The organism is Planctomycetota bacterium (genome assembly GCA_016872555.1).
Lineage (GTDB): Bacteria > Planctomycetota > Planctomycetia > Pirellulales > UBA1268 > F1-20-MAGs016.
The window spans coordinates 118,975-131,206 of the sequence record VGZO01000003.1; the positions used below are offsets into that span (position 1 = coordinate 118,975).

Annotated in this window: 8 protein-coding genes; 2 read left to right on the forward strand and 6 right to left on the reverse strand. The window is 68.5% G+C overall.

The window, feature by feature from the left end; all coding sequences use genetic code 11:
• Nucleotides 1-12: 12 nt before the first annotated feature.
• The 3 genes from FJ309_02005 to FJ309_02015 are packed head-to-tail and all read right to left on the reverse strand — an operon-like array spanning nt 13 to nt 5,256.
• Nucleotides 13-1,605 (reverse strand): ABC transporter permease subunit, encoded by a 1,593-nt coding sequence (locus tag FJ309_02005; GenBank protein ID MBM3953391.1) that lies wholly within the window; start codon nt 1,603-1,605, stop codon nt 13-15.
• Nucleotides 1,533-3,368 carry a hypothetical protein gene (locus FJ309_02010; protein ID MBM3953392.1) on the reverse strand — a complete coding sequence of 612 codons (1,836 nt, stop codon included), beginning with the start codon at nt 3,366-3,368 and terminating at the stop codon, nt 1,533-1,535. The genes FJ309_02005 and FJ309_02010 overlap by 73 nt, the downstream gene beginning before the upstream one ends.
• A 1-nt stretch (nt 3,369) precedes the next feature.
• Nucleotides 3,370-5,256 carry a GTPase domain-containing protein gene (locus FJ309_02015; protein MBM3953393.1) on the reverse strand — a complete coding sequence of 629 codons (1,887 nt, stop codon included), beginning with the start codon at nt 5,254-5,256 and terminating at the stop codon, nt 3,370-3,372.
• Between the two features lie 298 nt (nt 5,257-5,554).
• Between FJ309_02015 and FJ309_02020 the strand changes: the two genes are divergently transcribed.
• Together FJ309_02020 and FJ309_02025 are read left to right on the forward strand one after the other, a co-directional pair.
• Entirely contained in the window at nt 5,555-6,334 is a 780-nt protein-coding gene (locus tag FJ309_02020) for an MBL fold metallo-hydrolase (GenBank protein MBM3953394.1), read from the forward strand.
• Nucleotides 6,335-6,484: 150 nt separating this feature from the next.
• Nucleotides 6,485-6,829, forward strand: coding sequence for a calmodulin-binding protein (locus tag FJ309_02025; GenBank protein ID MBM3953395.1), 345 nt, complete (start codon nt 6,485-6,487; stop codon nt 6,827-6,829).
• A gap of 651 nt (nt 6,830-7,480) precedes the next feature.
• Here FJ309_02025 and FJ309_02030 read toward each other — a convergent pair.
• From FJ309_02030 to FJ309_02040, 3 genes are all read right to left on the reverse strand, one after another.
• A complete protein-coding gene (locus FJ309_02030) occupies nt 7,481-8,812 on the reverse strand; it encodes a PEP-CTERM sorting domain-containing protein (GenBank protein ID MBM3953396.1) in 1,332 nt (443 codons plus the stop codon).
• Nucleotides 8,813-9,056: 244 nt separating this feature from the next.
• Nucleotides 9,057-10,256, reverse strand: coding sequence for a PEP-CTERM sorting domain-containing protein (locus FJ309_02035; protein MBM3953397.1), 1,200 nt, complete (start codon nt 10,254-10,256; stop codon nt 9,057-9,059).
• Between the two features lie 536 nt (nt 10,257-10,792).
• A complete protein-coding gene (locus FJ309_02040) occupies nt 10,793-12,097 on the reverse strand; it encodes a hypothetical protein (protein MBM3953398.1) in 1,305 nt (434 codons plus the stop codon).
• Between the last annotated feature and the right edge of the window lie 135 nt (nt 12,098-12,232).

Sequence of the window (12,232 nt, forward strand, 5' to 3'; positions counted from 1 at the left end):
GTGCGCCGTGCCTCATCCTGCCGGGCCGGTTCCCGGCGGCTCCAGCCGGCGCTCGAGGCGCCGGACCCACAGCGCCAGCGGCCAGCTCATCACCAGGTAGAGGATCGCGGTCACCGCAGCCAGCTCGAAGAACCGCCCCGTGGTCAGCGAGAGGATGTTGTAGCGTTTCGTGAGCTCCATCACGGTGATCACCGAGCAGACGCTCGTGTCCTTGAACAGCGCGATGAAGTCGCTCGTCACCGGCGGCAGGGCGATCCGCGCCGCCTGCGGTACCACCACGTGCCGCAGCGCCTGGAGGCGCGACATCCCCAGTGCCAGCGCCGCCTCGAACTGGCCGAGCGGGACCGCCTTGAGCCCGGCGCGGTAGATCTCCGACTCGTAGGCCGAGTAGTTGAGCGCCAGTCCGAGGACGGCCGAGACCAGTGGCGGGAGCTGGACACCGATCCACGGCACCCGCGGGAGGAGGAAGAAGATCGCGTACAACTGCAGCATCAACGGCGTGCCGCGGAGGATCTCGACGTACACCGACAGCGTCCTGTCGAGCCAGCGCGGCCCGTACTGCCGGCAGATGGCGACCATGAGCCCGACGACGATCGCCAGCGGAAACGACACGACCGCGAGGAGGATCGTCATCCCCGCCCCCTGGAGCAGCGTCGGCACCACGCGCCGCAGCAGGTCGCGGAACTCCGGCACGGCCGCCGGTGCGACGTCTGCGGAGTCACGGATGAGGAGCATCTGCTGCCGCCCGCCGAGGTGCCAGCGGTCGTACAGCGCCTCGAGGCTGCCGTCGGCGACCAGGGTTCCCAGGGCCTCGTCGATCGCCGCGCCGAGGGCGGGGGTGTCGCGGGCGGTGAGCACGGTGTAGACGCCGCCGTTGAACGGGCGGCCGACCATCCGCAAGTCGGGGAACCGGTCGGCGTAAAAGGTGAAGATACAGTCGTCGAGAACGGCCGCGTCGAGGACGCCGCCCCGGACCTGCTCGAGCGAATCGAGCGTCCCTTCGAACGAGCGGACGAACACCGCCGCGGGATCCCGGCCACGCATCTCGGTCTCGGCGGCCGATGCCGACAGCACGCCGACCTGCCATGGACCGCGCGGCCCTGGGGCCACCAGCATCTCCGGGGTCAGGAGTGCGCCGTCGCGCCGGGCGACGATCTGCAGGGCGTAGGCGAAGTAGGGGCGCGAGCAGCCGTAGTCACGCCGCCGCACCGGGGTCGATTCGATGCCGTTGATCACGCAGTCGGCGACGCCGCCGAGCAGCAGCGGCAAGCGGTCCCAAGCCCCCTGCTGGAACCGTGCCTTGACGCCGAGACGTTCGGCGATCATGCCGGCCAACTCGACCTCGAAGCCGGTCAGCCGGCGGGGATCGTCGGCCGCGGGGAAGACGTGGGGCCCGCCTCCCTCCTGATCGGCGGCCCACACGAGCTCGCCACGGCGACGGACCTCGTCGAGTTCGGCCGCCACCGCGCCTCCGGCACACGCCACCACGGCGAGCGCGAGCCCGGCCGACATCCTCCACCGCGCCGCCGCGCTCATGGTGCCCTGCTCCGCAGCCGCCCCAGTCCCACCGCGGGTTCGTCGAGTGCCGCGGCCAGCGTGGCGCATCGTTCCGCGAGCCGCCGCTGCTCGGCGAGGTAGCCGGCCGCCCGTGCGCCGGCGGCCGTGAAATCGGCGAGGAGGGGATCGACGAGGTGGGCGTCGCCGAGCCCCGCCACCAGCCGCTCGATGTCGTGGTCGAGCCCGGCGCGGAGGCGCACCAGGAGCAGCCAGCGCAACGCCAGCCCCCACAGCACCAGCCAGACGATCGCCTCCTGGAGGAATCCCGATCCGTTGCCCTGTTCCCCCAGCCACAACCGGCGGTGGAAGAAGTCGATACCCTCACGCACGAGGATCAGGACCGCCAGGCCGGAGAACAGGATCTCGAACCCCCAGCGCACGGCGCGCCCGTCGAGCCGGCCGCGCCGCTCGGCGACAAGCCGGTCGATGCCGCTGGCCAGCCACAGGCCGGACCGGTCCAGCAGGGCCGTCACCGTGGATTCGACGGCGGCTTCGTCGAGGCAGGCCCGCCCCACCAGCGGTGGCTGGAGCCGGGCCCGCGCCGCCAGGCCCGCAAGCACGCTCCGCGACTGCTCGACCTCCGCCTCGGTGATTCCCAGGTCGTGGAGGTACTGCCACGACGCCCGGCCGGCGGTGACCGGCACGGGCGTCTCGCCGGCGAGCAGCCGACCGATGACGCCGCCACCGACCCCGCGCCCGCGGGGCCAGAGATTGGCCAGCGCCGCCACGGCGTGGAGGAAGATCGCGAATGCCCCCCCCTTCCAGCGGTCGAGCAATTCACCGGTCAGCAGGCGCTGCCAACCGGAACGGCCGGCGCGGAGACGGACGGCGACCGCGTCGGCCAGGCGCCGCTCGAGCCGGGCGCGTTCCCCGGCCGTGCCGGCCATCAGCGCCGCCACGCCGTCGCCGCAGGGGTCGAGGAGCCGCGACGATTCGCCGAGGAACCAGCCGGCGAGGTCGAGGCTGCCGGTGCGGCGCACGCGCCGCGCCGCGCGGCCGGCGAGCTCCTCGTCGATCGCCCTCACCAAGGCCGCGAAGCCCGGCTCCGGTGCCAGTCCCGCGGCGCCACGCCGGGCCGCGTCGACTCCGTCGACGCGGAAGATGCGCGGCACGGTGAAGCCCTCGGCCTCGAGCTGCCGCTGCCAATCGGCACGGATGTCGTGATCGCGCTGGGCATGGGTCTGGACGAACAGCAACGGTCGGCCGGGCGCGAACGCCACCACCTCGCGGGCGACGATCCACGAGCGGTACTTCTGCGCCGTCGCCACGAGGAGGAGAACGTCGCAGGCCGGGAGGATCGCCTCGAGCAGGTCGCGGTTGCGGTTGCCGTCGCTCGGGCGCGGCTCGGCACCGGGAGGGGACGACGATTGCGTGTCGGGGTCGGGACAATCGACGAGGACCACGTTGGCGACCGCCGGTGCGGTGCTGCGCACGACCCGGGCGCCGATCGCCTCGAGCGGGAGCCACGTGACGTCGACGTCCGGGGCCGCAACGACCACCGGGGCCACGGTGGTCGGACGGGCGACGTCGCCGGCCGGGCTCACCTCGCCGCCGGCCAGCGCGTTGACCAGCGTGCTCTTGCCCGTGCCAGTGCCGCCGACGACTCCGACGACGAGGAGCCGCGAAAGCTCGCGCCGTGCCCGGTCGAGGCGCGGCTCGACACCGTCCCAGGCGGCCTGCACGCCGCGCGCCGGCGGCCATTCCGGAAAGCTCCCCACCCAGGCGCGGATCGAGGTCACGAGCTCGTCGAAGGCGGCGAAGTCGACCTCCGTGCCCGGGGCGGCGATCGGGTCGTCGGCGGGTCGTGCCATGTCAGGCCAACTCCCGGGCGGCAGCGAGCAAGCGCCGGATCCGCTCCGGCTCGGGACGGGATCCGGCCGAAGCGAGGCGGTCGAGCTCGGTCAGAACGTCGCCGAGGACGACGTCGTGGATGCTGTCGGCGAGGACGCCAGAGCGCTCCATCGACCAGCCGGCGAAGAGACGCTCGACCAGCGGCTTGAGCCCGGCGGCCGTCAAACCGAGGGCCCCCTCACCGGCGAGGGTCGCCGCGGTGCCGACGACGACGTCGCCGGCGGTGTGGACCAGCGTCGACAGGCTCCCGGCGGTCGCCGCCGCGGCGGGCACGACGGCGGCCCCCGCCAGCCCGAGGCCGACGGTGATCGCCGGCCGGGCCACGGCTCCGGCATTGAGGGCCGCGAGGATCCAACGGACCGTCGCGGGGTTGTCGCGTGCGAAGCGGTCGAGCTCGGCGCGGACGAACGCGCGGTAGGCGTCGGAGATCACCGGCAGCGCCGCATGGCGGGCCTGAAGGTCGGCGAACCAGGCCGTCCGGTCGGCCCCCACCAGCCGTGGTGCGAGGACACCGGCGAGGCGCTCGTCGGTGCGGCAGGCGTCGTCGAGCCGCTCGACGAATCCACCCAGCGCCCGCTTGAGCGCGGCCAGTTCCTCGGCGGCGAAGTCCTCGCGGCGCTCGGCGGAGTCGCGCCGCAGCCCGATGCCGCGGGCCGCCGAGGCGACTCCGCGACCGGCGAGCCTGTAGACGCCGCTGACGGCGAGGTCGAAACGGCTGCGGCGCGGTTCGAGCCACGTCCAAATCTCGTTCCAGACGATCTCGCGCGGCGCCGGGGGAAGCGTCACCTCGACGTGGGCGGCATCGGCGAGACGCTGCCGCGACGCCTGCCAGGCCCGGGCACTGGCCGAGTATGCCTCGAGCCACCCCTCGACCCCCGCGACCGGATCGAGGACCACGGCCAGTGCCCCCGACAGCGCCTTGAGCTTGATGCGGTCGATGTCGCCGGCGGCGAGTGCGGCGATCACCTCGGTACCCGTGAGGTGCTCCGGGGCAGTTCGGTCATCCCCGGAAGTGCACTCGGGCAGGGGATGAAAGCTGATCGCGTTTCGGTCGGCGGCGGCGGGGTCGTAGGGGGCGGCGTAGACGGCGATCGGGTCGCTCCCCGTCTCGGCGCGGAACGTCGCGAGCCAGCCGGCGATGCGCTCGCGCTGACGGGGCCAATCGACCATGTTGAAAACCACGATCAGCGTCTTGCCGGCGGTCGCCGCGGGACGGAAGAAGTCGCGCACCGCAGCGTCGTTGTATTTCTGCTGCGTGAGCACCGCGACGATCACGTCGGCGGCGTTGCGGACCAACTCGGCACGGTGCCAGTTGTCGCGGAGCGTGCCGTCGATGTCGGGCGTGTCGAGGAGCACGACGCCGGCAGGCTGACGACCGGTGGTGTCTTCCTTCCAGACGAGGATGTCCTCGGCCTCGCCCGGTAGTCGGGATGCGGTGATCGGATCGGCATCGGACTCCCACCGGCGCGGCACGAAGCCGGGAAACAGACCGCCGATGTCGTCGGTCGCCGCCATCCCGGCCGGGAGGCTGGCGAGCGGATGGCGTGTCCGGGCGGCTTCGGGAGTGGAGCGGCTGACGGCGGCACCGGCGATCGAATTGACCACGAGGCTCTTGCCGGTGTTGGTCCCGCCGCCGACCGCGACGACCAGCACCGGCGGGCGCGCGAGTTGCGGCACGAGCTTGCCGAACAGCTGGCCGTGCCAAGCGGAGGCGGCGGGATCGGCCACCCCGAGCGTCGCGGCCAGCGGGATCAAACGCTCGACTTCCGCCGCCAGCGGCACGACGATGCCGGCCCATGCTGCGTGCGACCCTGCCGGCGGGGGAGATGCGTCGTTCGGTCCTGACATCAGGCCCCCGTTTGTGCCACGGCACCGGGGCCCCGTCCGCCCCACGTCGTTGCCCGCCACCGCCCCGCCTCCTACACTTTCCCAGTTTCCTGGCAGGTCCGCGCTCAAACGACGCCTGCCGACCCGAATGCTGGACACCGCCGAGGTCGCGTCTGGTCAGCGCGGTGTCGAGAAGCTCTGATCACGGACCGCCCTGCCGCGACCGACGGTGGGCATCCCCGCCGCCCGTGTCGCCTCGGTCATTCAGTGTGACCTTACCGGCTTCCGTTCCGCAAATCCCCGTCATCGCGTTTGTTCCATGCTCCAGCGCCGTCCGCTGTTTCCCGGCGTGATCGAAATGAACCACCAGGCCGGGTGGCGGATCGGCTGCAACGTCTATCTGGTCCACGACGAACGGGAATGGCTGCTGGTCGACGTCGGCTACGAGGAGACGGTGGACGAGATCGTAGAGATGATCCGCCAACTCGACTTTCCCCTCTCGGCCTGCTCCGGGCTGGTCGCCACCCACGCCGACGTCGACCACATCCAGGGGTTCGCCAAGGCCCGGTCGATCCTCAAGGCGCCGGTGATCGCCCACCGCGCGGCGGTGGAGACGCTCGAGTCGGGAGACCGGGTGCGGACGTTCGCCGAGATCGCCGCGCAAAACGTCCATCTGCCGATGCCGCCGGTAAAGGTCGACACGACCGTCGACGACGGCGACACGATCACTCTGGGAACACGGACCCTCGAGGTCTGGCACACCCCCGGCCACACCGACAGTCAGCTGGCCCTGCGGCTCGGCGACCTGCTGCTCTCGGGCGACAACATCTTCCGGGACGGATCGGTCGGGGCGATCGACGCCCACCATGGGAGCGACATCGAAGCCTTCATCCGCTCCCTGGAGCAGATTGCCGGCAGCGACGTCGCCTGGTTGCTCCCCAGCCACGGGCCGATCTTCCGCAAGGACGACCGGCTGCTGGCGGCGACGATCGAACGGCTGCGGGGCTACCTGCGGCTGGCCGACTTCGGCACCTGCGCGACCCACTGGCCTCTGCTCGACGAATGGGACCGGGAACTGGCCGAGTGGCAGGCGCCCTGAGGGCCGCGACCGGGCGAACAGCCGGCGGTGCACTCCCGGTCGGCACTGGTCGCAACGGTTTTTCCGTCAAGGACGGTCGTAGCGGCGGCCGATCTTGACCGGGACCGGGCGTTTGGGCCCGGGCCATGTTCCGACCTGGGGGGTCTTGCCATGCTGCGGCGGCGTTGGATGGTGGCGGTCTGCGCGGGTTTATTGGGCCTTGGCGTCATGCGGTCGGGCGCCGCACAGCAGCCCTTCTCGGGCGGGCAGCGGGCCTTCGGCCAGCAGTGGGGGCAGACAGCTGCGACCCCTGACTGGAACCGCTTCTACCACTACCCCTATGTCTGGTATCCGCAGAACTTCTACGCCGACGGCTACATGAAGAGCTCCAACGACCTCTACTACCGCTACCCGCAGGAGATGCGGGTTCCGGTCTACAACCGCGCCTGGCAAAACTACTATCCGAAGAGCAGGAAGTACTACCAGGGCCATCACTTCAATCTCGACGTGTTCTGATTCCGGTCGGGGTCCGGGCCTTGGCCAAAATGCTCGACACGATGGCTTCGCGGCGAGCAGCACCGCTGCTTGATCTGTCACCCCTACCACACAGCGGGGGATTCGGGGCGGGGTGATTCTCTTTCCCGCAGCACATCGTCGCGGTCCTTTCCCCACCGAGCCAGGCGCGGCCTCGGTCCACGTCGCTGGGGCGCAGCGACGGCTTCGGCGAGGCCGACACGGTTCGGGCCGATCGCCAGGTCGATCCCCCGGCGACGATCCTAGGCCGTGGTCCTCCCGTGTTGCCTGCGGACCGTGTTGTCTGCGGACTGGCGACAGTCGTTCCGGCAGCCCTGCCGAAGCCTGCGGACCAGGCTGACAGGACCGCCGGGCGGTGGCAACTCGCGGCAGCCCGGGACCTCTCCGGGCGGGTCGAGCGACCGGACCAGCCAAGGCGGGTCCCGACAGTCGCGATCCCCTGTCAGCCGCAGCCCCGCCGCATCGTCGCACGGCATGCGCCTCGACGGCGCCGTCCGCAGGGCACCAACGGCACCGTCCAACGCCGCCGGAAACGACACCGGCCGTCGCCCTCCGCTCGAGCGGACGGCGACGGCCGGAGGTCAGGAACGACGCACGTCTACGGACACCGCGTGCAGGGGAGCGTTCTCACGCTCAGATGATGAACCCGGATGACACCATCGGCGACCGTCCCTTGCGACCACGGTGACGCCGCCGCAACGACCACCCCGACACCGCCGCTCCGATCCCGGCAAAAACCAACGTCGACGGCTCGGGAACCACGACGAGGTCGCCGGTCAGTTGCGAGAACACCAGGTACTGGCCATCCGTATTGGCCGAGCTCACCCACACGCCGTCGGTCGGGCCGCTGAAGGCCAGGCCGTCGTACGGGCCGCCGTTCACCTGGATCGCGCCCAGATTTCCCGACGGGCTTACAACAGGGAACTGGAACAGGTCGAACGTCGTGCCCACGTCGTATTTCGTCGAGTTGTCGAAAGTCAACGCGAGGAGACCGCCACCGTACTGGTTACCGGTGCCGTTGACGAGGAGAGAGTCGTAGCTCGTGCCCCGCGACGTCCCGGAAATACCCATCGCGATCGTCGAGGCCGTGCCCCCCGAGACGATGAAACTTCCGTTGCTGGTATTGACGCTGCCGAGCGTCATCGTGCCGTACGACGTCGCGGCCGTGCCGCCGGGCGTGAGCGTGCCGCCGGATCGGATGTCGATGGAGTTGAGTCTTCCCGTTCCCGAGATCGTCGCTCCCGAGGCGACCGTCATCTGCGGGTTGGTATTGGTGGCGTTGAACACGGCCCGGCCGCTGCCGATGACGCCGAGACGCTGTCCGCCGACGAACTGATTGAACACCGTCACACTGACCCCATTCGACCCGGTGTCGAGGACTTGCCCGCCAATACCGGTGAGAGAAACGCCGGTGTTGATTGTCTGGACGCTGGACGAGAGGTTGGCGATCGGCCCGGCCAAAGTGAACGATGTCAGCGGCACGGCTGAAGCGGGGTTGATCATGAACGGCCCGGCGGCGGCGGCGAACGTCAACGACGCTCCCGTCCGGTTGCCTGTCGTGCCCGTCAGCCGGGTCGTCCCGGCGAGGACGTAATTCTGTGCGGTGGCCGGCGGGGAAGGGTTGCCGGTTGTCACCCAGTTCGCCGCATTCGACCACAGGCCGTTCGCACCGCCACCCGTCCAGGTGTAGGTGGATTGGGCCGACGCCGGCCCCGCCTGCCACGCGACCGCCAGCGACACGATGCTCCACAGAAACGATCCCGGCAGCATCCGGCTGACGCTGGCACACATACCGAACGAGGAAATCAAGCCTTTTTGGAAGAACATGAGAACCCTAATATCACAGAGGTGTCGGATGCAAAGCTGGGGGACTGACGGAGTCTGGGGCCCACTCAGTCGGCAGCCACGATGGCTGCACCAAGGTCTCTCCAGCCAGCCGCTGGCAGACGGACCGTCGAGGGGCATACGCCCCGTACTGGGTAAGTCGGCATTCCAGCCGCTCCGCTTGAATCAAAAACCTGTTTCCATGCGGCAAAATCCCAACCAATCCGACCGGAACCGCCGCTTGTTCCGGTCGGGAAGGTCGCAACGGGCAACCCCCCTCCTTCAAGACCATTCACCATTCGTCGCTTTCACACTCACAGCCTGTCGCGATCAGTTGTTCGGTCGATCGGGCATCGTGGGCGACCGCCGCACATCTGCCGCGGGTTCATTGCAGGGGGATCATCCATCCGGTCTCGCGAGCCTGATCCCCCTCCCGGGTTGCCCTCCTGCGCCAACGACCGAAGCCGACGAGGGCCACACCGCTGAGGGCGATCATCACCGTCGATGGCTCCGGAACGACGACGAGGTTGCCCGTCAGTTGCGAGAACACCAAGGTTTGACCGGATTGATTTGCCGAACTGACCCACTCGCCATTAACCGGCCCACTGAATGTCACGCCGTCAAACGTCCCTCCCGTGACGCGAACGTCGTTGAATTTGCCGGACGGGACGGCGTGCGGCAGTTGGAAGAGATTGAAGACGGTATCGGGAGCGTACGAGGTGGCGTTGTCGAAGTTGATCGACAGGACGCCGCCGTATTCGTTGCCGATACCGTTCACGAGGAATGAGTCGTAGGACGTCCCTCTCGAAGTCCCTGAGATGCCCACGGCCACGGTGGCGGATGTCCCACCGTTGACGATGAAACTCGCCGTGCTCGTCGGGCCACTGCCCAGCGTGAGCGTGCCGTACGACGTGCTGCTCGCACTGCCCGGGGTGATCGACCCGCCGGATTGAACGGTCACCGAAGGCAGTCTGCCGGTTCCTGTGACCGTCGCTCCCGACAACACCGTCACCTTCGCGATCGTGTTGTTCAAAGCGTTGAAAACCGCACGGCCACCTCCGACGACGTTGAGATGGGGAGAGGACACGCCGGACACGATTTGCGAGAAGACGGTCACCCCCGAGGCACTCGAACCGGTATCGAAAGTCCTCGTGCCGCTGACGGAAACCTGAATATTGAACGACTGCACCGTCCCGGAAAGATTGGCGACGGGGCCGGCAAGCGTGAGCGTGTTGCCGAACGACTGCGGATGGATCACGAACGGCCCGGCATTCGCGGCGAAGGTCAGGGCCGTTGCGGTGCGGACCACTGTGGATCCGGTCGTTTGGACACCCCCCGCCAAGACGATCGCTGCACCGGCTATCGGGGGCGCGACGGTCGAACCGCTCGTGGTCACCCAGTTGGCCGGTGTCCCCCAGTTCCCGCTGCCGGCGGAACCGGTCCAGGTGTAGGTCTGCGCTAACGCCTGTCCGGTCTGACCCAGAACGGTCATCGCGGCGAGGCCCCACAGGAGCGACACCGGAAAACGTGTGCTGCGCCGAACGAGCACATGGGGAACGAGCGATCGGCCTGAAGACGGGCTCATGGAAAACCTGCGGAAATAGGTGAAATCGCGTAGCCCCTCTAGCCGCGACAGCCAGACTCGTCGCAAGCGACGTCGGCGGGCACGGTTCGATCACCGTCGGACGAGACGCCGGCGGCGACCACCCTTCAGAGTGCACGCAGCGTGCCAATCGAGGCCGGTTCGGCAGATGTTGTTTTTCCCTGGAAAAACAACGCTCGAGACCGTCGATTTCGGGTGGCGGGGAGGGGTGGTGTGGTTTGCACCATCCACGCCTGGTGCGAATCGCTCCATGCGATCCCAGCGTTGAAGGGCCGGTGGAACGAATCGCACCAGCCCGAAGAGACCACCCTCTCGCGAGGGGTTTTCGACGGGGGCCAGGCGAGCCTTGACGGATCGCCGTTGAGCGCGAGCCCGTGGGCGACGGAGCCGGGCCCGGTTCGACGGGAAGAAGCCTCGTCCACCAAACGAAACCGGCTGCTGTCTCTCCGGGCAATGGAGAGACAGCAGCCGGTCGGTCGAGACGGGACTGGGGGGAGACGAGGAGCTACCAGAGTCGCTCAGACTGCCAAGGGCAATTTGGCAGCGGCCCGCCGCGCCGCGTTGGCCCGGCGGTGACGGCCCAGTAGCGACCAACCGGTCATCATCACGCCGAAACCGGCAAAGACCATCGTCGAGGGCTCGGGCACGACAACCAGCTGCCCGGTGGACTCGTTGAACACGAGCTTCGTGTCGGTGCTGGCGGCCCAGTCGGACTGCCAGATCGCATCACCCGAACCGGTACCGGGGTTGATCTTGGTGAACGTCAACCCCGAGTAAGGCCCGACACCGGCGGTCGAAAAGCCGGCCAGCCCACCGGTGCGATCCACGGTCGTTCCAGAGCCCGCCGCGAACAGGTCCCACGTCGTGCCGATCGCATAGACGTTGCTGTTGGCGAACTCGACCGAAACCTGACCACCGTAGTCGAGCGATGCCGGTCCGGAAGTGGAGGTCAAGAGGACCTTGGTATTGCTCACGTTCGGCGGGGACGACGACTGGGCAGCGTTGATGTCGAACAGGGTCGTGCTGGTCGACAGCAACTGAAGGTCGCTGGTCGACAGGGCGTCGATCATCTGTCCGGTGTTGTCGGTATCCAGGTAACCGGTCTCCACGACACCGCCGGCGACGATCTTCTTGGCAAACACGAGCCCACCCGACAGCGTCGTCCCCGCCGCCGACGTGATCGTGGACTTGGGCATGTTCGTGAGCACGGTATTCGTCGGCTGCCCAAGGTAGACAGTCCCGGCCTGGACGTTCACGTTCCCGGTGAAGCTCGTATACCCGTCGTCGGGATAGATTCCCGACAGGTTCAGCGTGCCGGCGCCGATTTTCGTGAGGTCGCTCGAGCCACTGAAGTTTCCGAGCAGCAGCCTGCCGGATCCCGTGACGTTCGCCTCGAGTGCGTTGACGAGGTTCAGCCGAAAGTAGACGTATTGGTCGTTCGCCGAGGCAGACGTGATCAAGCCCCCGGAACCGATGTCCATCGTGTTGGCCGCCGGATCACCGGGACTGGAATTGGTGAAACCGTGGATCTCGGCGGTGGACGTGAAATTCATCGTCCTGATCACGGTACCGGTCTCCAGGTCGTTGATGCCGTTGCCGGATCCGTCGGGGAACACCAGATCGAGCGGTCCGACGGGAGTACCGGTGAAGTTCGGGAGCCAGTTGCCGCCATCGGACCACAGGCCGTTCGAGTTCGCGTTCGTCCAGGTGTAGCTCGCGGCCATCGACGGCGCCGAAAATGCGGTGGCCAACAACCAGATCGCGAACAACGCCGAGGCGTTCTCCACCAAGCGACCACGGGCCAACGGATGGCTCGCGACCACCGCGACGCTCCGACATGCCGTTCGCCGAATCTCGACCGACTTACCCTCAACGCTGCCCGTCATAGAAAAAACCCTTTGAAAAAGGACCGGTTGCCCGCCGGCCCGCTCCAAAACCCAAAACGCAACTGTCAGTAC